General features: G+C 61.1%; 19 protein-coding genes and 1 tRNA gene. 6 read left to right on the top strand and 14 right to left on the bottom strand.

Annotated features, from left to right (window positions below; all coding sequences use genetic code 11):
* Window positions 1-33: 33 nt before the first annotated feature.
* The 6 genes from NO345_RS19805 (at window position 34) to NO345_RS10275 (ending at window position 7753) form a co-directional block, all read left to right on the top strand.
* The gene (locus tag NO345_RS19805; RefSeq protein WP_256298922.1) at window positions 34-3873 is read left to right on the top strand and encodes an EVE domain-containing protein; all 3840 of its coding nucleotides are present in this window, start codon (window positions 34-36) and stop codon (window positions 3871-3873) included.
* Window positions 3761-5200 carry a hypothetical protein gene (locus NO345_RS10295; RefSeq protein WP_256298920.1) on the top strand — a complete coding sequence of 480 codons (1440 nt, stop codon included), beginning with the start codon at window positions 3761-3763 and terminating at the stop codon, window positions 5198-5200. Before NO345_RS19805 ends, NO345_RS10295 begins: the two co-directional genes overlap by 113 nt.
* Before the next feature lie 70 nt (window positions 5201-5270).
* Window positions 5271-6542, top strand: coding sequence for a site-specific integrase (locus NO345_RS10290; protein ID WP_256298919.1), 1272 nt, complete (start codon window positions 5271-5273; stop codon window positions 6540-6542).
* The gene (locus NO345_RS10285) at window positions 6535-6855 is read left to right on the top strand and encodes a hypothetical protein (protein ID WP_256298917.1); all 321 of its coding nucleotides are present in this window, start codon (window positions 6535-6537) and stop codon (window positions 6853-6855) included. The genes NO345_RS10290 and NO345_RS10285 overlap by 8 nt, the downstream gene beginning before the upstream one ends.
* Window positions 6848-7225, top strand: a complete 378-nt coding sequence (locus NO345_RS10280) for a hypothetical protein (RefSeq protein WP_256298915.1) — start codon at window positions 6848-6850, stop codon at window positions 7223-7225. The genes NO345_RS10285 and NO345_RS10280 overlap by 8 nt, the downstream gene beginning before the upstream one ends.
* Before the next feature lie 360 nt (window positions 7226-7585).
* Window positions 7586-7753: a hypothetical protein gene (locus tag NO345_RS10275; protein WP_256298913.1), complete on the top strand. Its 168-nt coding sequence runs from the start codon at window positions 7586-7588 to the stop codon at window positions 7751-7753.
* A 9-nt stretch (window positions 7754-7762) separates the two neighbouring features.
* Here NO345_RS10275 and NO345_RS10270 read toward each other — a convergent pair whose 3' ends face one another.
* From NO345_RS10270 to sufD, 14 genes are all read right to left on the bottom strand, one after another.
* Complete coding sequence (locus NO345_RS10270) at window positions 7763-9196, bottom strand: DNA primase family protein (protein ID WP_256298911.1); 1434 nt, start codon at window positions 9194-9196, stop codon at window positions 7763-7765.
* A gap of 175 nt (window positions 9197-9371) precedes the next feature.
* Complete coding sequence (locus NO345_RS10265) at window positions 9372-9539, bottom strand: hypothetical protein (protein WP_256298909.1); 168 nt, start codon at window positions 9537-9539, stop codon at window positions 9372-9374.
* Window positions 9529-9708 carry a hypothetical protein gene (locus NO345_RS10260; RefSeq protein ID WP_256298908.1) on the bottom strand — a complete coding sequence of 60 codons (180 nt, stop codon included), beginning with the start codon at window positions 9706-9708 and terminating at the stop codon, window positions 9529-9531. The genes NO345_RS10265 and NO345_RS10260 overlap by 11 nt, the downstream gene beginning before the upstream one ends.
* Window positions 9709-10054: 346 nt before the next feature.
* Complete coding sequence (locus tag NO345_RS10255; protein ID WP_256298906.1) at window positions 10055-10795, bottom strand: bifunctional DNA primase/polymerase; 741 nt, start codon at window positions 10793-10795, stop codon at window positions 10055-10057.
* Window positions 10796-10889: 94 nt separating this feature from the next.
* Window positions 10890-11633, bottom strand: a complete 744-nt coding sequence (locus NO345_RS10250; RefSeq protein WP_256298904.1) for a M48 family metallopeptidase — start codon at window positions 11631-11633, stop codon at window positions 10890-10892.
* Window positions 11630-14593 (bottom strand): type I restriction endonuclease subunit R, encoded by a 2964-nt coding sequence (locus NO345_RS10245; protein WP_256298902.1) that lies wholly within the window; start codon window positions 14591-14593, stop codon window positions 11630-11632. Before NO345_RS10245 ends, NO345_RS10250 begins: the two co-directional genes overlap by 4 nt.
* A 2-nt stretch (window positions 14594-14595) precedes the next feature.
* Window positions 14596-15876, bottom strand: coding sequence for a restriction endonuclease subunit S (locus tag NO345_RS10240; RefSeq protein ID WP_256298900.1), 1281 nt, complete (start codon window positions 15874-15876; stop codon window positions 14596-14598).
* Window positions 15873-17435, bottom strand: coding sequence for a type I restriction-modification system subunit M (locus NO345_RS10235; protein WP_256298899.1), 1563 nt, complete (start codon window positions 17433-17435; stop codon window positions 15873-15875). The genes NO345_RS10240 and NO345_RS10235 overlap by 4 nt, the downstream gene beginning before the upstream one ends.
* Before the next feature lie 93 nt (window positions 17436-17528).
* Complete coding sequence (locus NO345_RS10230; RefSeq protein WP_256298897.1) at window positions 17529-18077, bottom strand: TATA-box-binding protein; 549 nt, start codon at window positions 18075-18077, stop codon at window positions 17529-17531.
* A 362-nt stretch (window positions 18078-18439) separates the two neighbouring features.
* A tRNA-Gln gene (locus tag NO345_RS10225) sits at window positions 18440-18544 on the bottom strand.
* A 173-nt stretch (window positions 18545-18717) separates the two neighbouring features.
* Window positions 18718-19152 carry a metal-dependent transcriptional regulator gene (locus NO345_RS10220; protein ID WP_256298895.1) on the bottom strand — a complete coding sequence of 145 codons (435 nt, stop codon included), beginning with the start codon at window positions 19150-19152 and terminating at the stop codon, window positions 18718-18720.
* Window positions 19153-19162: 10 nt separating this feature from the next.
* Window positions 19163-19657, bottom strand: a complete 495-nt coding sequence (locus NO345_RS10215) for a ferritin-like domain-containing protein (protein ID WP_256298893.1) — start codon at window positions 19655-19657, stop codon at window positions 19163-19165.
* A 102-nt stretch (window positions 19658-19759) separates the two neighbouring features.
* Window positions 19760-20203: an HIT family protein gene (locus NO345_RS10210; RefSeq protein WP_256298891.1), complete on the bottom strand. Its 444-nt coding sequence runs from the start codon at window positions 20201-20203 to the stop codon at window positions 19760-19762.
* A 96-nt stretch (window positions 20204-20299) separates the two neighbouring features.
* A complete protein-coding gene (gene sufD / locus NO345_RS10205) occupies window positions 20300-21553 on the bottom strand; it encodes a Fe-S cluster assembly protein SufD (protein WP_256298889.1) in 1254 nt (417 codons plus the stop codon).
* Window position 21554: the final 1 nt, after the last annotated feature.

The following is a 21554-nucleotide window of genomic DNA, read 5'->3' as shown; positions in this document are numbered from 1 at the left end:
TATATACACGTGGCCTGAATCAGTGGCGGTATTGTGACCGATTCCGAGAATTCACAGCCCGATATTTGGGTTGAAAAGACGGCGATTCATGGGGAATGGAAGAAGCCAGGTTCATCAGCGTATAGTCTCGGCAGTGCCATTGTTTCCCCACAGGAGGCGGCGGGAGGCCAGGACTTCTACTGGCCACTCAGAGAAGCAGACGCGGGCGATATCGTCCTTCATTTATTACAAGAAGACTACACAATAGCGGGAGCCTCCATCGTTGACTCCGAGCTGATTACCGATCATGAGTTCCCGGATTATATTTTGGAGCGCTGGGAACCGCAACAGCAGGAACAGGGCGGCTATTTGCGTCATCTTCGGGAATTCACCCGTTTCGATACGCCCCTCGATCTGAGCGCCGATTTGTTCGATGATCCGCAGTACAGAGATAAACTATCAGATATCAGGGAGAATAACAAAAACCTGTTCTACACGAAGCGGCTTAGTCTCGCTCAGGGCGGTTATTTAACCGTAGTTCCGGACTCACTCGCTGCAGTGCTGTCGGATGCCTCTGGTGACATCAGGGAGTACTTGGAGGCGCACGATTATCTGACAGACCCGTTCCGTGACGTTACCTTTTGGAACATTCGAGCCGGTAAGAGCGGCAGCCTCTGGGACGAGTGGAACGACGAACCGGGGCCAAAGATCACCATTGGTTGGGATATCGGACATCCTGACGAAGTTGATTTTACTGATGAGGAAGAAGTAAAGCAGCGGATAGCAAACCAACATGGAGGAGGCTCATCAGTCACCCCCTGGCGGCAGATTCGCCAGTTCGTTATTGGTGAGGTTCCAAGCATGGAACTCGGCGATTTTGTTGTTATTCATGGGGACGCGTCGATCCAGGCAGTGGCTCGTGTGGGTGATTTCATATATCAGGAGGACGGTCTACCCAGCGCTCAGAGCCACGCTTACTGGAGGATGGTCGATCATCTTGCGACGACGTCCAGCGACACCGGGATCAAAAAGAGATCGCTACCCGATCGGTTTCGACAGGGCGGGCAGGAGAGCGTGTACTACACCCAACCCCACCTGACGATTGAAGAACTCAACATCACGCCGTCTGGCTTCGTTGACCTACTCACAGTGCTAAGCGAGCGCGACGGAGTTGAGGTTCCCCCCGAAGGAACAGCACTACTCGCTACGAACGTAGACCGAAATGGGGACTCGTCTCTTCTCCCAGGACGGCACAGAGTACTCGAGCAATGGCGAACAGTTGCTCGTACACAATCGGCAGGCGAAGAATTCGATTTCGCGAATCACGACCGCACAAGAGACATCACCTCTCGTGCGGACGAATTCATTGCGAACCCATCCGAGGAGAGATTCAAAGCGATGTGGGATCGCATGCACTCAGCAGTCCAACGCGGGAACGCAGCAGGGCGATTAAAACAATGGGATGGGTCGATTGAAGATCTCGCAGAGCTCATCAAGGAAATCCGTGACGCTGACGAATTCGACGAGTCCTGGACTGATACAAGTCGTCTCGGTGGTCAAACCACAGTCTGGGAACTATTCGGGTCACTACATATCGACGAGTATCCAATCATCAACGCCGCGACGAAGGAGGGGCTCTCCTTCTTTGGATATCAAAAGCCGACATCCTACGCCGACGGTCTCGCGGCGTTCAACGACTTCATGAACACGTACGAACAGGTCGTTGGGCATGCAACCGACGAGGCAGATCACGGAGTCGAGGTGCCGATTCGGCTGGAAATCGACCAACTATTTAACGTCATAGATAAGGCCGATGAGCAGAGCATCAAGGCTGAGACATCTGAACCCGCACGCAAACTGTACAAGCTCATCCTCGATCTACAAGCCGAGGACGCGCAATCAACAGGATCCACGAACGGAAAAGAAGGCTCGACCCAATACTTCTGGATCAACTCCGCCAGCACAGGGTGGTATCAGGAAGGTGGAGAGGCGTTCTACAAGACCACACAAGCCGATGGAACGGAACGGCGCAATATCGAGGCGTACGAGCGAGCCCAGCCTGGCGATCAGGTTCTCATCTACCGGAACGCTCCAAGACGAGCGATCGTCGGGAAGGCACACGTCACAGAAGGCCTCCACGAGGAGGAGGTCGAATCGTACGACAGTCCAGCCCAAGGGATCACGATTGAATGGGACTACTCGCTCGAAGGGGTCGGGTGGGATGATATCGAGCAGCTCCCGCAGCTCGAAGGAAACCCCGTGGTCGAGTCGAACAACCCTTATGTCGTGACCGAGCTCTCCAGAGCAGCGTATGAAACACTCCTCCGGCTCGCTGAGGCGGGTGGACCCGCCCACTACTGGGTAACCGCAAAACCGGAGCAGTGGGACGTCCAGTCGATGGACGAAGGCGACGAGGTGTTCTACACCGCCACCAATGAGTCGGGCCGCACCCGAAATCAACAGGAGGCCTTCGAGGCGGCTGGCCCAGGCGACCGGGTCCTATTCTATGCATCGTCGCCGATGAGCGCTGTGGTCGGCGAAGGGACCGTTGTAGAGGGGCTTCACTCGAACCAACCCGAGTACCGAGACGAACCGGTCAATGGAATCACGATTCAGTATGACGGGCCAGTCGACCCTGTCGACTGGGGTACCGTGACGTCGATGCCGGAGTTGGCGGACACGGCACTCGTGCGAACGAATGGCAGGGGGGCGATATTCCCGCTGTCCGCCACCGCGTTCGAGGCGATCTGCTCGGGTGCTCCAATCGAGGAGCGGATCGAGGCCCTGCAGGACCGACTCAGTCCCCTGTCGGTATCGGTTAGCCTACCCGATAGCCTCTATTACGAAGAGGAGGCGGAACTCCGGCGGCAGATCCAGGCTTCGCTCAACTCCGGGAAGCACATCATCTTCACCGGTCCCCCCGGAACGGGGAAGACGAAGCTGGCCAAACACGTCTGCGAGCAGGTCGCCGAGTCACAGGGCGATGTCGTGGACGACTACCAGTTCACGACGGCGACAGCCGAGTGGACGACCTTCGATACAATCGGCGGTTACGTTCCCAACCGAACCGCTGAGGGGGACGAACTGGTCTTCCAACCGCGGATCTTCCTGGACTGCTTCCGCAGGGACGGCGAGATCAGAAACGAGTGGCTGGTCATCGACGAGATCAACCGCTCGGACATAGACAAGGCGTTCGGCCAGTTGTTCTCTGTTCTGTCAGGGGACTCGGTCCAACTCCCCTACGAGCGGGAGGAACCGGTCGAAATCGCGTCGCTCGAGGAGGGCGTTGCACGCGAGCGGCTGAAGTCGGTCGTCACGAACGAGGATATCTTCCCGGTTACGCCCGCTTGGCGACTCCTGGCCACGATGAACACCTATGATAAGACATCGCTCTACGAGCTCTCGTACGCGTTCATGCGCCGGTTCAACTTCATCCACGTCGGGGTTCCACCGCTCGAGGATGACGGTCGAGTGCGTACCTCCCTGCTGGACCCGGATGGCGAAGACAACTACGCGGAGGCGTGGCTCGACGCCGACGACTCTCTCCGAGACATTCTGGAGGCGACGTACGAACAGGTCGCCGTCGTCTGGCACAGGGTGAACCAACACCAGACCATCGGCCCCTCCATCGTACGAGACATCCTTGGGTACCTCGCTGCAGCGGGCCCTGAAGTGACCGACGACCCTGGCCCCGCCCTCACCGACGCAGTCGTCGCGCTGGTGTTCCCCCAACTCGAAGGGATGGCACCGCAGGAGCAACGAAGCCTCATCAGCTCCCTGAGTGCGACCGACGTACGGACCGAGGCGGGCGCGGTCGCCCTCACGCTCGACGGCGACCGGCTGGAACGGAAAGCCGAGGACTTCTTCGACCTCCCGCCACGCTCCGATGAGTAAGCTTGGCCGCAGTGCGCTGGTGGACGGAGTTCAGGAGGAGTTGGTCACGTACCTCCGGAACGGGACGGTCAACCAGCGCGCACTGACTCGACACCTCGACATCACCGATCTGAACATCGAGAACCTCGACCGGCTCAAGCGGATCCACTTCTGCCTTAGCGACGAGGTCGTCGAGTTTGTCACGGAGCTTCAGGGCCGCCTCCGGCGCGTCAAGACCGCCAACCAGCGTGAACGCGAGGTCACGCGCGGAGAGGTCCGGGGCGGGATCGATTGGCCGGCGACGACGCGGCTGCGGTACGCCGACCAGTCCGGCGATCGGACCCGGTTCGCCTGCAAGACGCCGTACACCGAATACAATATCGACGAGAACCTGGTTCTGAAGAAGCTCCTCTGGACGATCCACTCGACGGTGAGCGAGGACATCGCCGCGATCGACTACGACTGGCGGACGGACGCGTGGCCGGACGACCGCGTCGCGATGCTCGACCGGGTGTACGCCAGGAACGTCCATCTGAACCGCATCCGAGACGGCGCTGACATCCAGGTCACCCACCGGATGCTCAACACCGCCCGACGGTCGCGACAGACGCTGTATACGAAAGCGTTCAAACTGTACGACCGCTACCGCCGCCTGCTATCCGGGGCCTACGACGACCCGGACATCTCCGACCTGTTGACGGACACTCTCGTGGTGCCCGAACGGATACCGCGGCTGTTCGAGCTCTTCTGCGTGTTTCGGCTGCTCCGTGGGCTCCGCACGGAGGCGCTCCGGCTCCAGCCAATCGAACCTGGGGCCGAGCAGCTCGCCGTATTGGAGGATGACCAGCGAACAGTCGATATATACCACGACAGGAGCGGTAGCCTCTCGTTCCACGTCCCGCTGTCCGAACTCGACGGCGTGGAGGCGGACTACGCTGAACGGGTCAGGCACGCACAACGCCGACACCAGCGGTTGACCGAGGCGTTCCTCGGGAACAGCACGGAACCGTCGCTGTTCCACGGGCGTCCGGATCTCGTCATCGAGGTTTACGACACCAGCGACAGGGAGCTTCCAACGGCGGTCGTGCTCGGCGAGATCAAGTACAGCGAGAGCCAGCAGACGTTCACGCACGGACTGGAAGAGCTACTGAAGTACATCGAGTTCGCCCAGAAGGACGGCCACGGCTACCTTTCCGAGCGAGGCGTGGAGATCCACGGGCTCCTGCTGACGGACGATATCGACGTGGATGAGCCCTCCCCGCTGGATGGCCAAGTCACGCACATTTCTGCGGTGAACCTTGGGTCGGATTCGCTCCCGACCCACTGGATCCCCGAGAAATCGCAGTAGAGCCATTCTCGTGCACGAGTTGCCGAGATCGTAAGCAACGCGTTTCCATCGTATTTATTTTTTGTCAGGAATGGCAAACGTAACCGACATCCACAACTTCGACGACCAGTTCCAGTACCAACTCGACAAGCTCGATGGGGCGGACATCGACGACCGCGACAGGAAGGCGATCAAGGACCTGATCCGCTACCAGGACACCCAGCGCGGGCTCGCGGCCAGTACCAACGTCAACAACTGTTCGGACCTCCGACTCAGCGCAGAGCGCGCGGACACGCCGCTCGTCGACATGGACAGGGAAGACGTCGACGCGCTCCTGTTCGAGTACAAGCACAACTACGACATGGCGGAGGGCACGCTCCGGAACTATCGCAAGGCCTTCCGGAAGTTCTTCCGCTACCACGACCGCGAGTGGGCCGAGGACATCGAGATCGGCGCCATCCCGGACCGTGAGGTGGACGCCGACAAGACCCTCGACGAGGACGAGATCGGCCGCCTCCGTGAGTCGGCCGACCACCCGCGCAACAAGGCCCTGCTGGAGATGCTGCTGGACACCGGGCTCCGGATCAGCGCGGTCGGGACGCTCCGCGTGCAGGACGTCGACCTGAACGGCCGGGCCGGCACGGTCACGCTCAACCAGGAGGCGGTCGGCCGGAAGGGTGCCAGCGGGAAGCGGCCGCTCACCTGGAGCAAGCCCTACGTCGCCAACTGGCTGGACGTCCACCCCCGCAGCGATGACCCGGATGCGCCGCTGTTCCACCGCCTCACGAAGCCCAATGGAGGCTGGGCCAGCGAGGGTGATGGGGACGATGGCGCGCTCACCTACTACCACCTCCAGCGCATCCTCAAGCAGATCGCCGAGGAGGCAGGCGTCCCGCGCGACAAGGTCAACCCCCATAACTTCCGGAAGACGGCGATTACCCAATGGATCCGCCAGGGCTTCTCCGAGCAGGAGATCAAGCACCGCGCGACCTGGGTCAAGGACAGCCGGCAGTTCGAGACCTACTCGCAGGTCACGGACGAGGAGATGAACCAGCAGATTCTCGAACAGTACGGGCTCGCCGAGGAGGAGACTGAGCGCAACAAGCCAGACATCGACGACTGCCCGCAGTGCCAGACCACCCTGCGTGGCGACCCACGGTTCTGCCCCGGCTGTGGGCTCGCGCTGAGCCAGAAGGCCGCCCATGACCTCGACCAAGCCGAGGACGACATCTTCGAGGACGCGGCCGAGGCCAGCGACGAGGACGAGGTGGCGATGCTCCGCGATCTCCGGGAGCTCGTCGAGGACCACCCGGAGGCCGTGGACGCAGCCCTCCAGGCTGTGGAGGGCGGGGCTGATGACTGAGGCGTCTAGCACAATCGACGCAGAAGAGCTGCGGGCGCGCCTCCCCGACAAGTGGCGGGTTGAGACCGACGCAGAAGGAGTGTATGGGTACGCGGACGGACACGCGCCGGCAGTGTTCCTGGGCCCGAAGGGGGTGCCGGCCTGCTTCAGCATCCACCCCAACAGCGGCCTCTGGGCAGCGATTTGGAAGAGTCCCCACGATCTAGGTGACGACCCTCGCTCGGTATCCGAACGAGTAATTGGCGTCCGGGAGCGCTGCGTCGAGTGGGTTGTCAAGAAGGTCGCGGCTTCCGAGGGGCGAGCCTGTGAGTGACCACTCTGGCGATCTCGGCGAACTCTCGGAAGAGGAGACGTTGGCGCGGCTGACTACCGAGGAGAAGCGCCGGCTCGCCCGGTCCGCAATACTGGAGTTCCCCCACCTGGACCACGGCATGCTCGACGAGTGGCTGCGCGGTCACAGCGCGGACAGCGCCGTTGTTGGCGGCTCCCTGCGGGAGAAGACGGACGCCCTGCTGGACCACTGCGAGACGTTGGTCCGGTCGGGTGAGGACCCCGAGGCGTTCGACAGGTTCGTCTACGGCCAGGTGTCTCCCGTGAGCCTCGAAGCCGCGGGAATCGACCCCGCGGAGATGGCGGCTCGCAAGCCGCTCGAAGTATGGGATGGCGTATACGACGGGGCGTGACACCAGCACAGGGGTGGGCCCCGCGTTTGACCCGGGGCAGGGAGCGAGTCGGGGGCCGATCCACCGTGGCCGCGGGTCGCCGTCACAGCTGTCACGGCGATGCAGGCCACTTCTTGTGCTTTTTCAAGCATACAGACAGGCAAGGCTTGTAGACAAAGCCTGTGACGCGCGTGACGGCGCTCCTCGTGTGAAGACACCGCCGCGTCTGTGCGCGCCAGCGCAGCGGCTGAAACCGCAGGCAGAGGCCGACATCGTTCCGAACACGGGCTCGCGCGGCCGCGCTTAGAACCCCCGTCACCGCGGCTCTGGCTCGGCGAAGCGCTTGGGGAATCTTCGGAACACCGTTCAACAGCGCTGAACATGCCTGAAACGGAGCGGAAGGCTGATGCCCGAATCGCGGTGTCCAGCGAGACGCGAAAACTGGTTCGAAACCAGAAGCGCGGCGGCGAGACCTACGACCAGGTCCTCCGGAAGATGGTGAGCCAGTACGACCCGGATGCTACCAGTCGAGAGGAGCGGGCCCGCTAAGTCGGGCGTTCAGACAAAGCCGGACAGGCCGCCCGACTCAGAATCCGGTTCCTCGCCGTCGCCGTCGTCACTGTCGGCACTGCCCCCGCGCTCGTCGCCGGCGAGACAAACGCCGGTGTAGACCCGCGGCCGGTCGCCGTCCACGCGCCGCTGGCTCTGTCCGATCGCGGGGTCCTTCGTTAGTTCTCTTGTTAGTTCCTGATCGGAGAGGTCTTCGTAGCCGTTATCGAGGCAGAACATCGTGAACTCCTCCTGAACTCGCCGCTTGGGCTCCACCACGTCCGGGTCTTTCACCAGCCGGGTATACTTGAACCGCTCGACGGGACTGCCGAACTGCTCCCACCGCCGCCTTACCTCGTCGGGGCTCGGCGCATCGGTGAACCCATCGTTCTCGCGTAGCCTGTCGAGCCCGTCCAGCGCCCAGTTCAGGACACCCGGGAGCTCTTCCATCAGCCCGTCCAGGAGCTCTGTCTTCGGTGTCTGCTTTTCTGGAGGCACGCTCTCGGGGAACACGATTGTGAGCCATCGGTTCCAGAAGGCCTCGTCGTCAACGGGTCGCTTCGGAGCCCGGTTGGCAGCGAACAGATGCCTCGTCTCCGGTTTGAACGAGTAGGGGTCTCTTCCCTTCTGCTCGGCGGTGACTGTGTTGCCGTCGATGATCTCCTTCAGGACGCCGAGGCGCTGGAGACGCTCCGCGTCGACGTCGTGCCGGATGTTTACGGGCTTGTCCGCGAGCTGGTGAACACCCCACCGCTCGCTTGCGAGATACTGCGGCGTCTGCGCGGCGTTCGCGCCGTTGCCGAACAGTCGCTCGACAACTTCGAGGAACACGGTCTTGCCAGCGTCGGTCGGGCCGAAGATCATCAGCGCCTTCTTGAGCCAGGGTTCGCCCCCGGCGAGGCAGTAGCCCACGAACTCTTGGAGTTGGTTGCGGCCCGACTCACTGCTGACTACCTGTTCAAGGAACGCCCGCCAGCACGGACAGCCGGCCTCGGGGTCGTACTTGACAGGCAGCCGGTGGAGAGCGTAGTCGTCAGGCCGGAGATCTCGGAGAGTGCGCTCTCGGAGATCCAGCAGCCCGTTCCCGACAGCCACAGTCCCGTCGGCGACCCCGAGGTCGCTCACCGTCACGGCGTTGGTCGCGTGAACCTGGCCCTTCAGCTCCCTGAAGAGCGCGGTTGAATAGTCGCTGGTCATCATCTCTCTCGCCTTTTCGCGGAGCACCTGCTCGCCGTCGTCGTGCCAGACGCCGTCGTGGCAGGCATACAACTCGCTGGTCTCGCGCACCGCCAGCAGGTCCTCCTGCTCTCGAATCAGCTCCCACCCTGTGTAGGCTCGCTGTGCGTTGTTACTGAGCGATTCCCGCTCCGCTTCCCACTGAATCCGGAGGGCATTGCGCTCTGGCTCGTCGTGGTCGTCCTCGGCAGATGTCTCGTCTGTCATCGCCAGCCTACCCCGCCGTCACAGTTCCAGCATCCTCTGCGGAGCGCGGGGTCTGTGGAAGCCGTGTCGCACAGTTCGCATCGGTAGACGAGCCTGTAGTCGCCATTTCCATCTCGGATTGCGTGCGGGCCCGTGACGCAGCGATCGAGAGGGAACTCGGCCGGACGGAGTGGCCTCATCTCTGTCCCCCCTGTCGGCTCCCGTCCTCGCGTTCCCAGGCGAGGAGCGCTTCGGCCAGCCTCGCGTTCTCCTTCTCGCTGCCCGCGTATGCTTCGAGTTCGTCCCGGTGTTCCGTCACGAACGCGGCGAGCGCCCGGTGGTGGGCACTGGGCTCAGACGCCATCGTTGCTGCCCTCCAGCTCACGACCGGCTTCGGGATCGCACTGCTCTGCCATGCGGCGGAGCACCTCGTCGAACGTCTCGCCGCCGCGCTTGAGAGCGCGGACCTCCTCCTTGGTTTCCGTGCGACAGTATATCTGTGTCCTGTCGTTCCGTATCGGTTTGTCGTGCATCGCCGTTTGTTACTCTTGGACGCTGTTCTGAGGGGCCCCCACTGACTGACAAGCACACAAAGCACGGCGGCTCGTGAGGGATGACCGCTTCTCGCTGGCGCTCTCTTGCGCTCTGCTCGCGTCTCAGGCACGAATGGGCCGAGCCCACGCATCGAAGCGCGGGCGCCAGCGCGAGCCGAGCGAGGCAGCTTCGCGCTCCATGCTCGTGCTGACACGAGTCGCCGCTCGGAGAGGGACCGACTCAGCGTTTCCATCCTGCCCGCACTCATCTGCTCCGTCCCGAGCGGTGGGCTAGCACCTCGCACCGAGGGACGGCCGCCAGTCGCCGTTGAGATCGGTGTGGATCTCATCGGAACGAATCCAGCCCCGCTTGTTCGCTGTCAACCGCGCGTTGTTCCTCGGACGACGCACTGGCGCCAGACTGCCGGCTTCGGGTACGATTATTGGTCCTCGGGATGCGTTCGCCGTCCTGAACGCCGTATGTGGCGAGCGCTGATTGGGGTACATCCCCGGCATGGCCCGCCTGAGCGGACAGCACGCTCCGCACCGATTCTGGCCCTATCTCTGCAATCGGCCGGTCGTCGAGTATCGCGTACGACTCGTGGTTCTCTGTGTCTGTACACCCGGTTTTGTTGCAGTCAGTGATCTCGGAGCCCGGGCCAACGAGATATTTCCCGCCGCCATAGATCTCGCCCCAGTTCAGCGAGACGTTCCGGGCGCCCCCCGTGGCCGCCCTGATCGTGGCTGAGGCTCCGCGGACGCTCTTGAAGTAGTGGTGCTCGCCGCCGTGCGGGGTGCGCACCGTGAAGGTCGCCGGCAGACCTTCCAGCGCACGGGTATCGGCATGCCCGTTGTAATCGTCGATGTCGAACCCCAGCAGCCCACGGCCGCAGTAGACCCCGTAGTTGCCCGCGACTGCATCGGGGGACAGTCGGGTGTGGTCGTAGGACTGCTTTCGTCCGTCCGTGACGTCGATAAAGCGCTCACTGTGGAGCCCGGCCTTTTCGAGCCGTCCGGCTACGGTCCGTCGCTGCTCCGTACACTGGTTACTAGCTGCACTACCGCGGGCATGGTTTTGTTTGCCCATACACCATGTATTGCGTGAACATACGAGGGCCCCCGTGAGGTCACCGTTGTCTTGCGATTTCCAACCGTGATTCGGATTTACGCGCAGATGGCAATCAAACTGTCAGTGTGTTGCCGTTCAGCCTGAGCCATTCACGGCGCTCCTCGTAGTCAGGGATGAGAGCACCGACCGTGTTCCAGAACGAGTCCGAATGCTCGTCGTGCAGGGAGTGCGCCAGTTCGTGCGCGAGGACGTAGTCCTGGATCCGGACGGGCGCCAGCACCAGCCGCCAGTTGAGGCGGACAACGCCATCATCGTACTCGCCCCACCGGCTTTCCATCTCTCCGACCTCAACGGGCACATCTTCGAGCCCCAGCCGGGACTCGAACCGCGACCCCCGGTCCGGGAGCTCTTCCGCTGCGCGATTGACGAACCAGTCGACGATCGCCTGGCGCTTCCGTCGCACGCTCACCCCGTCCGCGTCTGCATCGAAGCGGTGCACCCGCAGCGTGAACGTCTGCTCGTCAAACGACAGCTCGGGCTCCGGGACGTCCGCCTCAACGACCTCCAGGGGATACTGCCGGCCGCGATACTGGAGCTTCTCGCCGCTCAGGTACTCCTTCGGGTACGGAGGGCCTTCCTGCTCTTTCAACCCGTAGACCTTCTCCAGCAGCCACTCTTGCCGTGAGTCGAGGACCGACTCGACGTCGTCGTGCGTCGCGGTCATCGGCGCCCGCACCGTCACTTCCAGCGACTCGTCGATGGAGAGGCCGATCGTTTCCCGGTCCTCGGACCACTCCACGGTGTAGGGGACGCTCGTCTGCCCGATGTGGTGGTGGCGTTGCAGGCGTTCGCTCATTGGTAGTGCGCGCGCGCCAGCTCGATCACGCGGTTGGTCAGCTCCCGGCGTTCGTCGGCCGACAGGTCGATGTCAGAGCGATACAGCTCGCCGGTCACCTTCTTGCGCATCTTGTTCTGGAGGTGCGAGCGGTCCTTCCACTCGACCATCGTCACGAACTGCTCGACAGTCCCCACAAGGTTGCCGGTGAGCTGGACGAGGTCCTCCTGCTCGGTGTCGTGTTCGTCCAGCACGTCTTCGACCGCGTGATAGAACGACAGGTCCGTCTCGTCACGCAGCCCCTTGCTGCGGGCCGCCTTGTCGCGCGAGCGAATCTCGTCCATCAGCGAGCGCAGCTCCTCGATTGTTTCGCGCTCGCTGTGGCGCCCCTCACGGTACTTCTCGATGAGCTCCTCGAGCCGCTCCCTGAGCGACCCGTACTGGACCGGATCCTCGTCGAACCGGACGTTGATCTCGTGCTTGATGGCATTCTGCATCTCACTCGCCCGGGCTTCGTCGCTCTCTAGGTCTTGAAGTCTCGCATCGAACTCGACCTCGTCCATGATGGAGACCGGCTCCTCATTGATGATCTCGATGCCCTGCGAGCTGATGTGGTCCTGGATGAGCTTTCGGACCTTCGCCCCAGCGCCCTCCAAGTTCATCGTGTCGTCACGGTAGCGCTCCTTGGCCTTCCCGAAGATGGTGCTGAGCTGCTCCAAGTCCTCGCGATACGGATTCGCCATCGGGTCCGGCAGAACGATGTCCATCAGCTGCGAGAACCGCTTGAACGCGTTCTTGAACTCGATCCGGCGGTCCTCCGGCTCGAGCGACTGAACACACTTCTCTACTTCATCGAGGTCGTCGAAGAACGAGATGGCCTTGCTGTGGGCGGCTTCAAGCTCGGGCTGCTTGTCCTTCAGCGGCACCATCGCCCGCTCGACGTCCTTCGCGCTGAACATCGAGAGCGCCTCCTTGAGCTCGTCGGAGACGCCATAGTAGTCGATGATGAGCCCGTGGTTCTTCTCCTCGAACGGCCGGTTGACCCGAGCGATCGCCTGCAGGAGGCCGTGCTCGCGGAGCGGCTTGTCGAGGTACATCACCTGCGCAATCGGCGCGTCGAACCCCGTCAGGAGCATATCACAGACAATCAGCAGTTCGACCTCGCCGTTCGGGTCGACGAACGACTCCTTGTACTGGCTCTTCTCCGAGTCCGACGGCGTCCACCGCTTGATGTGCTCGGGGTCGTTGTGACCCTCGGAGACGACCACACGAGACTCCGGCCCGTTGAGGCCGTCCAGCGTCTCCTTGTACCGAATCGCTGCCTCCTTGCTAGTGGTCACGACCATCCCCTTGAACGGGCGCGCGATCTCGTTCTCGTAGTGCTCGATGATGTCCAAGGCCACCCGATCGATGCGCGCTTGCGCCTCAGCGAGGTCTTGCGAGCGCGCGTAGCGCTTCTGAATCTCGGCCTTCTCCTCGGGACTCTTGTCCGAGAAGATGCGGTCGAACAGCCGGTCGAGCGTCTCACCCTCAAGATGGATGTCGGCGAGTCGGCCCTGATATAGAATCGGAACGGTCGCACCGTCCTCCAGCGACTGGTCGATCGTGTACGTGTCAATGTAGTTCCCGAACGTACGGCGGGTGTTACGCTCGTCCTTCTCGATCGGCGTTCCCGTGAACCCGACGTAGAACGCGTTCGGGAGCGCCGTCCGCATGTTGTTCGCGAATTGCTTGTCCTGCGTGCGGTGGGCCTCGTCAGCCATCACGTAGATATTCTCGTTATGCGAGAGCACCGGGAACTCGTCGTCCTCGTCGTCGGTCGTCTGGAACTTGTGGATGAGCGTCGTAATCGTCTCGCCGGCGTCGTAGCTCAGGCGCTCCCGGAGATCTTCGACGCTCTGGGCTTTCTTTGGGTTCGGGAACCCGCAGCGCTGGAACGTCGCGTGAATCTGGTCATCGAGCGCCCGCCGGTCGGTGACGAGCACCAACGTCGGGTCGTCCTTGAGGCGGCGCAGCTTCAGCGCGAGGAACAGCATCGTGAGCGACTTCCCCGACCCCTGGGTGTGCCAGACGACGCCCCCGTTGGCCTCGCGCGTCCCGCGCTTGTCGATCCGTTCGAGCGCCTTCCGGACCGCCCGGTACTGCTGGTAGCGAGCGACCATCTTGATCGTCCCGCTCTGGCGCTCCTCGAACACCGTGTAGTGCCGGAGCTGGTCGAGCAGGCGCTCGGGCTCGAACAGCGCATAGAGCATGCGATACTGGTCCGGGAGGTAGCCGTCGAGATCGAACAGCTCGATGAGCTCGTCGTCCTCCAGCGGGTAGGCGTCACGCCAGGGCTTATACTGGTCCTTCGGCGTCCGGTACGTCCCCATCACCGCGCCCTCCATCCAGGTGGCGACCGAGAACTGATTGTACCGGAACAGTTCCTCGGCGCCCTCCGACTCACCGTCGCGCTCGTTCTGATAGCGCGTGATCTGATCGAGCGCCTCGGACTTCGGTTCAGGAATCAGCGGGCTCTTGCACTCGATGACCCCGAGCGGAATCCCGTTGACGAACAGCACGATGTCTGGCTTGACAATTTCGACAGGGCCCTCAACCCGGAACTGGTTGAGCGCAAAGAAGTCGTTTTTCCCGGGGTTCTCGTAATCGATGTACTGGACCGTCTGATGTTGCTTGCCGTGGCCCCGGTCCTGCTCGACAGAGATGTGGCGAACAAGCTTCTCGTGAATCTGCTCGTTCTCGTCCATCGTACTCGTACCAGCGACCTGCTGGATCTCCCGGACGGCCTTGTTCAGATTGTTCTCGTCAAGCCACGGATTCAGACGGTTGACAGCATCGCGAAGTCGAGGTTCGAGCACGGCCGAGGACTCCGTCTCGCGGGGGTCAACCCAGGTTGTCTGTTGTTGGTCGACGACCTCCCAGCCGATTCGCTGGAGGGTGTCAAGGGCGGGTCGTTCCGACTCAGCGTACTCGTTGGGCATACCTAGTTAAATCTCGTACGAATCTTTCCAGTTAGTAGGTCTTGCATCAGTCCACTCTTAAGATCTTCTAGCTTTGACTTCCGCTCTTTTTCTTCTTGCGTCTTCATTTTCGATTTTTCGATAATATCACCGATCTTCTTTTGTTCCTCAATAGGTGGAACCGGAAGCCGAAATGCCTCGAAGTCTGTTTTTGTTATATGTACTTGGCCTGCTGACCCTCCAACCATTGTTTTTAACAACTTTAGGTGCTGGTTTAGAGAATATGCAAAGAATCTTTTGTCGAGTTCTGATTTAGCACGAAGGTTATAAATATGCTGATTAAGATAAGCTCTCTCGCCCGACCAAATATATGCGCCAAGTGAGGTTTTAATATTTCCTGCCCAACAGAAGAGTAAGTCGCCTTCCGTAACGTGGTATTTTTTGTCAACATCGAAATCTGCGTAATTGGTTTCTGCTTTTGCATCGGGCCTTAGGTCTTGAATCCTAATTATTTGAGTCCCTTCTTCGGCCCACTCTTCTGTCTTGAAAGCACGTCCATTCACTGCGTTGAATAACTGGCCACAGGATTTCATCTCCCAATGCTCCGGAATCTGTAGTGATCGGGGACCGATCTGAACCTCTTGGGTAGAATTCTTAGAAAAGCCTTCAATCAGGAGATCCTGCATCAGTCCCTTCTTCAGTTCTTTTGTCTTCTTGATGATCTCGATTGTTTGCTGAATTTGCTCGTCGACCGTCGAGAGGATTTCAGCGATCCTACGCTGTTCACGGAGTGGTGGGTACGGAATTGAGAACTTGTTCAACTTGTCGCTTGACAAGTAAGCGATGGTCGTACCAGTGGACATTCGTTGTAAATCTTCACTGCGATTCCCGAGAGCATAATACAGGTATTCCGTTTCAATCGTCTCAGAAGGGACGATTCCTGCAAAAGTCTGATTGGATATTAGTTCGCGTTCAGTAATTGCACAAACCCCCATATTCCCGCTACAGGAACACATTAGTGTTCCCCGGGGGAAGACGCTTAGATTCATATCCCGGATAGTTTCTTGAGTTACTCCCTTCCCTGAGTCTGATTCAGCAATATATTTTCCCTCAAGATCCTCAATTCGAATCCATGGAATCTCACCATTGAGATCCTCAGGTTTGTCTCGCTGCGGGTAAATAACATCCTCAGAAATTTCATTTATAGATTTTATATCCCAGTCAGACGGAATGTATTCCTCATTTGGTCCCCAAGACACCTTTTGATAATCTTCTCTGACTTGTTGGTCTGGAATCCAATTCATTGGTACTCTAACTCCTCCATGTACTGCTGAAGCTCCTCGTCGGTCTTTCGACGCTCCTCAGCCAGTTTGTCCAATTCCCGAAGCTTCTCGCTCACGTCGATCGGTTCATCAGGTTCGGTAGTATCGATGTACCGCGGGACATTCAGATTCCAGTCGTTTTCCTCAATCTCTTCCATATCGACCAGCCGACTGTGGTGGCCCTCCTCACGGCCTGCCAGGAACGTCTCTGCAATATAATCTACGCCCTCGTCGGTGAGCTGATTCTGATTTGAGAGTTCTTCAAATACCTGGACTTCTGACTCCCGAAGGGTCTGGTCCTCGGCGTAGATGAAGTGGACCTTGTCCTCGAGTTCTTCGGGCTTGTCCTTATTCAGGATGAGGATACAACCCGGCGAGCCTGTATTGTAGAACAGATTCTCCGGTAAGGCAATAACAGCCTCAACGAGGTCGTTCTCCAGCACCGGTTTGCGGATTTTCTTTTCCGAGCGCGAGCGGAACAGCACGCCGTTGTCCATGACGACACCCGCCTTTCCGGTCTCGTTGAGCGAAGCGATCATGAGCTGAACCCACGCCCAATCGCCGCGGTTCGACGGCGGGAGGCCGTACGGGAAGCGGTTGTACGGCTCGTTGTCCTCCACCCAGTCCTTGCTCCATTCCTTCTGGTTCCACATCGGGTTCGCGATGACCCGGTCGAACACCTCTAGTTCGTCGTGTTTCGTGACGCGCTTGGGCTCGGTGATGGTATCGCCCTTCTCAATCTTCGCGTCGTACAGCTCGTGGAGCAAGACGTTCATCTGGCCGATCGCCCACGTGTTCAGGTTCTTCTCCTGGCCGTACAGCGAGATGTCGGTCATGTCGCCGCCCGACTCACGGATGTGCTCGGCGGAGTAGATGAGCATCCCACCGGAGCCACAGCAAGGGTCATACACACGATGGCCCGGCTCCGGATTCACGCACTTAACGATCAGCCGGACGACCTCGCGCGGCGTATAGAACTCGCCGCCCTTCTTGCCGGCGTCGTCGGCGAACTCGCGGATGAGGTATTCGTAGGCTCGTCCGAAGATGTCAGGGTCTTCGAGATCCGCGTTCCGATAGCGGTGCTTCGAGAAGTGCGAGACGAGATCGGAGAGTAGTGAGTCGGGCAACCGTTCTTTGTCGTTGAAATCGACCGTAGTGAGCACGCGGTCAGCGATGGGATCGTTCTCGTCTTCGACCGCCGCGAGTGCCTTGTTCAGCGCCGCGCCAACGTCGGTCTCCTGAGCCTTGATGTGGTTCCAGCGAGCGCGTTCAGGGATCCAGAACTCCTCGTGGAGGTCCCGGTCGTCCTTGGCAGTCTCGACTGGAATCCCGAGGTCCTCAGCGACCTCTTCGGTCTCCTCCTCGAAGCGGTCGTTGGCCCGCTTGAGGAACAGCAAACCGAAAATGTAGTTCTTGTAGTCGGCCGAGTCGATGCTTCCTCGGAGCTTGTCCGCGGCCGCCCATAGATGTTTTTCGAGAGTGGGGAGTGTGAGTAGATCTGGTCCCGTTCCAGGTAGCGTTGCCTGGTCGTTTTCAGCCATAACTCAATCATCACCCCCGCACATATAATAGCAGCGTCCCAGTGATTGAACACGCATAGCGGTCTTCGAATATTCTCTGTGGAAGACCTGCAATCACACGACCGCCTGAATCCTACTGGCCATGTTTTCGATCGCCTCTGAGACAGCTTGGCGGTCAGTAAGTCCGGTACAGAGTAGCTTCCCACTCGAAAAGACGAGCATGACAAACTCGGAATCGCGGTAGATCAGTGCGGGGAACTGTTCTGGTTCGTACTCTGTGCGTTCCATGCCGAGTTCGATTGTCAGTGCCTCAAGAGAGAAGTTAAAGCCAAGATCGGCTGACGCGACGATATTGCTCACATCGACCGCGGGCATATACTCAAACTCCAGCAGCTCGCGCATCACGTTGTTAACTTGTTCGACGACGGTCTCGAAATGTTCGACTGACTTGCAACCCGCAATCGAGCATCGCCCACTCCGATAGAACGCGACGTAGGTCTCATCCGGTGGGAAACGAGATTGGAGCCAGTGGTTTTCGGCTGGTTCGTAGGTAACGCTCGTGATTTCGTCTCGATCCGCGAACGTCTCCGTTAGCGCCGCCAAATCAAGCTCTTGCTGGTAGGTAATCGTCCCGACGACGTTAGCGAGCTCAAGCTCCGTCACTACTAACAGTAAAAGGCATCGAGTATTAAGTTGGCACATTTTGTGAGAAACTTCTGCTGAATTCACGACCTTCTAATACAGGTGCTTGCCGTACGCGTGGCCTGGTCCTAGACGTGAGAAGAACGTAAACGCCGTCCGGATTCTGTCGGGGGCCTCTCGGCTACCGGCCAACGCTTTCTCGCTGGATCGCGCTGGCTCCATCGTGCTTGCATTCCCTTTGAGGGGCACTGATGCCTACCGGCGGCGGAACGTTTCGAGGGCGAACGAGGAGCAGCCGCGAGACGTGGCGCGCTGCGACGGGCCGCGATACCAACCGGCCGTTGGGTACATCTGCCGCTCAAGGATTCAAACGCCCGAAATAATAGTCCCGGGCGGATTCGAACCGCCGTCATAGGCTCTCCTCCGCAAATGGACGGACTCCATCCACGTCCAAAGGCCCATATGATTGGCCACTACACCACGGGACTTCGAATTGGCGTAGGCGATGGCGATACAATAAGATTATCTTTCAGTCGGTGGCTTCGACGCCGGCACCGCGCCGGATTCGCCCCGTCGGTGTCAGGTCCGACACAGCGTGAGGACGTAGTCGCGTTCAGGTGCGTCACGTCGGACGCGCCAACCGAGTCCGAAAAAACCGCCCTCAGTCCGCGTGCTCGCCGACGCCGACTTCCAGGTAGCAGCACTGGTCGGCCTCGGCGTCGAAGCAGTCGGGGCACTCGTCGCGGCGGTCGATGATGGTGTCCAGCCGTTCGGCGACGGTGTCGTCGATGACGGCCTCCAGCGCGCCGGCCTCGCCGCGGTAGTCCTCGACCTCCAGGACGTTCGCGAGGAACCGCTCGATGATGCAGTAGGTCTGGAGCGCGTCCTCGGCGCGGACGATCCCATCGTCGGTGAGCGTCGCGCCCTTGTACTTCTCGTGGTCGACGAGCCCGCGCTCCTGGAGCTTGCCGACCATCTCGTTGACGCTCGCGGGGGAGACGTCGAGCATGTCCGCCAGCGCACCCGTCGCCGCCGGCCCGTCTTCCATCCGTTGCACCAGGTAGATCGCCTTGAGGTACTGGTCTGCGGTGTTCATCGGTGGGTCCTCACGCTCGTCGCTCCATCATTTCGGTGACCTCCTCGACCCCCTCGGCCTCCTCCTCGCGGATCTGCCGGAGGGTCGTGAGTACGTGGTCGCGGTCGATGCTGAACTCGCTCTCGCTGGCCTCGATGGCCTCGATGAGGTCGTCGTAGAACTTGTACGCCGTCTCCTCGTTGCAGAGCTGGTCGTACAGCAGCCCGTCGAAGTCCTCGGGTTTCGTCTGGGCGTACTGCGCCTCGACCAGCTTGTTGATCTCCTCGTACGGGACCGTCTCGGCGTCCAGCTCCTCGATGAGCGTCTCGAGTCGGCTCCGGTGCTCTGCGGACTCCTCGGCGGCGTGTTCGAGCAGGTCGCGGACGTCGTCGTCGACGCCCTGCTCGTCCTCGAAGGAGTCCAGGTGATGGTACGCGCGGGATTCGACGACCTCCTCCAGCACCGCCCCGATCTGCAGGAGACGGGCGAGCTGGTGGTCGGTCGCGACGCGCTGCCCCAGGCTCATGAGGGAACGGTAGAGAGCCGGTCACTTAACGCTCTCCCTCTCCAGTCGACGAGCTCCTGGATCGACCGGTCGCGTCGACGAGCCGCGTGCTCGGTCGTCGAGTCAGTCGTCGCCGAGGGCGCCGGTGACGGCGTCGTAGGCGTCGCGCTTCGCGACGTCGGAGTCGCCGCTGTCGGGCAACAGGTCCGGGTCGCCGTCGTGACGTCCGACGAGGTGCAGATGGAGGTGTGGAACGGACTGGTAGTCGGTACTGTCGTTGAGGACGGTCACGCCGTCGAACCCCGGTTCGTTGCGCTCGCCGCCACGCATCCGGGTCGCGAGGTCCTGCACGTGCGCCATCACGTCCCCGAGGACGTCCGCCGGGACATCGAACAGCGACTCGTAGTGGCCTTTCGGAATCACGAGCACGTGCCCTGGCGCGACCGGGTCCAGGGGCGAGAACGCGAGCGTCCCCGACCGCTCCTCGCCACCGTCGCGGTCCTCGACGACGAGCGCGTCCGCCTCCCCCGCGACGATGTCGCAGAACACGCAGTCGGTATCGGGCATACGCTGGTCGACGAGAAGGACCCATCTCAAGCTGCCGGCAGTGTGCGAAGGAACCGCAAAGAGAGACGAGCGCGGCGGCCGGACGCGGCGAGCGTGTTACTCGCGCAGCCGTTCGGCGACGAGCTCTTCGATGTCGTCGCGGAGTTCGTCGACGGCCACCTCGTCGAGCACGGGCACGAAGAAGCCCTCGACGAGCATGTTGCGGGCGCTGCGCGGGTCGACACCGCGGCTGGTCATGTAGAACAGGTCCTGTGCGTCGACCTGGCCGACCGTCGCGGAGTGGCTGGCCTCGGTGTCGTGGTTGTTGATGATGAGCTTCGGGGAGGCGTCGGCCTCGCTGTCGTCGGAGAGCATCAGCGTGTTCTCGCGCTGGTAGCTGCTGGTGTTCCAGGCGTCGCGACCGACGTCCTGGACGCCCTCGTAGACGGAGCGCGCGCGGTCGGCGAGCACGCCGCGGGTGACGAGGTCGGCGGTAGTGTGCTCGGCGCGGTGCCAGACCCGACTGTTGATGTCGAAGTGCTGGTCGTGGTGGCCGAAGAACGCGCCGACGATGTGGCTCTCGGAGCCGTCGCCGTCGAGCGTCGTCTCGACCTCGCTCTTGGTCAGGCGCGAGCCCATGTTGCCCTCGATCCAGTTGACCGTGGCGTACGTGTCGGCCGTGCCCCGCTTGAGCGTGTAGTTGTACGTCTCCTCGTCGAGGTTCTGGAGGCTCCCGTACTGGACGTGGGAGTTCTCGCCGGCCGCGACCTCGACGATGCCGCTGTAGTAGCGCTCGCCCTCGACGCTCGCGGCTTCGCCGCTCGCATCCGAGGCGCTTCGCGCCTCGCTACCCCCAGTCGACTGGCGCTCGAGGATGGTGACCGAGGCGTTCTTCTCGGTGACGACGAGCGTGTAGTTGAACAGCGAGCGGCTGTTCATCGTCGTCCGGATCTTCACGTCCTCGGCGTCGACGCCCTCGGGCACGTAGACGACGGTGCCGTCGGTGAACAGCGCGGTCGAGAGCGCGGTGAGGAAGTTCTCCTCGGGGTCGACGACGCTCCCGAACTGCTCCTCGATGAGGTCGCCGTGCTCGGCGACGGCCTCGCTCCACTCGAGCACCTCGACGCCGTCGGGCTGCTCGCGCTCCTTGTCCTGGGCGGCGTTGAGTGGGTCGACGAAGCCCTCGAAGTCGAGGTCGGTGAGGTTCGTCCACGTGCGCCCGGGCGTCTGGATGACGCTCGGCATGTCGAGGTTGTCGAGCGCGTCGAGTGCGGACAGGCGCGTCTCCAGCAGCCACTCGGGCTCGTCGAGCTCGGCGGAGATCTGCTCGACCTGGTCTCGTGTGAGGTTGGCGTGTACCTGTGTGCTCATG

The organism is Haloarchaeobius salinus, from assembly GCF_024464185.1.
GTDB classification, from domain to species: Archaea; Halobacteriota; Halobacteria; order Halobacteriales; family Natrialbaceae; genus Haloarchaeobius; species Haloarchaeobius salinus.
Note: the sequence above shows the minus strand (reverse complement) of the source record. Positions and strands in the feature narration are given on the sequence as shown.

What these genes read in the sequence shown, in the direction of transcription:
- NO345_RS10290 (WP_256298919.1), top strand. Translation starts at nt 5,271, where the DNA reads ATGGCAAACGTAACCGACATCCACAACTTCGACGACCAGTTCCAGTAC.
- NO345_RS10285 (WP_256298917.1), top strand. Translation starts at nt 6,535, where the DNA reads ATGACTGAGGCGTCTAGCACAATCGACGCAGAAGAGCTGCGGGCGCGC.
- NO345_RS10275 (WP_256298913.1), top strand. Translation starts at nt 7,586, where the DNA reads ATGCCTGAAACGGAGCGGAAGGCTGATGCCCGAATCGCGGTGTCCAGC.
- NO345_RS10270 (WP_256298911.1), bottom strand. Translation starts at nt 9,196, where the DNA reads ATGACAGACGAGACATCTGCCGAGGACGACCACGACGAGCCAGAGCGC.
- NO345_RS10265 (WP_256298909.1), bottom strand. Translation starts at nt 9,539, where the DNA reads ATGGCGTCTGAGCCCAGTGCCCACCACCGGGCGCTCGCCGCGTTCGTG.
- NO345_RS10260 (WP_256298908.1), bottom strand. Translation starts at nt 9,708, where the DNA reads ATGCACGACAAACCGATACGGAACGACAGGACACAGATATACTGTCGC.
- NO345_RS10255 (WP_256298906.1), bottom strand. Translation starts at nt 10,795, where the DNA reads ATGGGCAAACAAAACCATGCCCGCGGTAGTGCAGCTAGTAACCAGTGT.
- NO345_RS10250 (WP_256298904.1), bottom strand. Translation starts at nt 11,633, where the DNA reads ATGAGCGAACGCCTGCAACGCCACCACCACATCGGGCAGACGAGCGTC.
- NO345_RS10245 (WP_256298902.1), bottom strand. Translation starts at nt 14,593, where the DNA reads ATGCCCAACGAGTACGCTGAGTCGGAACGACCCGCCCTTGACACCCTC.
- NO345_RS10240 (WP_256298900.1), bottom strand. Translation starts at nt 15,876, where the DNA reads ATGAATTGGATTCCAGACCAACAAGTCAGAGAAGATTATCAAAAGGTG.
- NO345_RS10235 (WP_256298899.1), bottom strand. Translation starts at nt 17,435, where the DNA reads ATGGCTGAAAACGACCAGGCAACGCTACCTGGAACGGGACCAGATCTA.
- NO345_RS10220 (WP_256298895.1), bottom strand. Translation starts at nt 19,152, where the DNA reads ATGAACACCGCAGACCAGTACCTCAAGGCGATCTACCTGGTGCAACGG.
- NO345_RS10215 (WP_256298893.1), bottom strand. Translation starts at nt 19,657, where the DNA reads ATGAGCCTGGGGCAGCGCGTCGCGACCGACCACCAGCTCGCCCGTCTC.
- NO345_RS10210 (WP_256298891.1), bottom strand. Translation starts at nt 20,203, where the DNA reads ATGCCCGATACCGACTGCGTGTTCTGCGACATCGTCGCGGGGGAGGCG.
- sufD (WP_256298889.1), bottom strand. Translation starts at nt 21,553, where the DNA reads ATGAGCACACAGGTACACGCCAACCTCACACGAGACCAGGTCGAGCAG.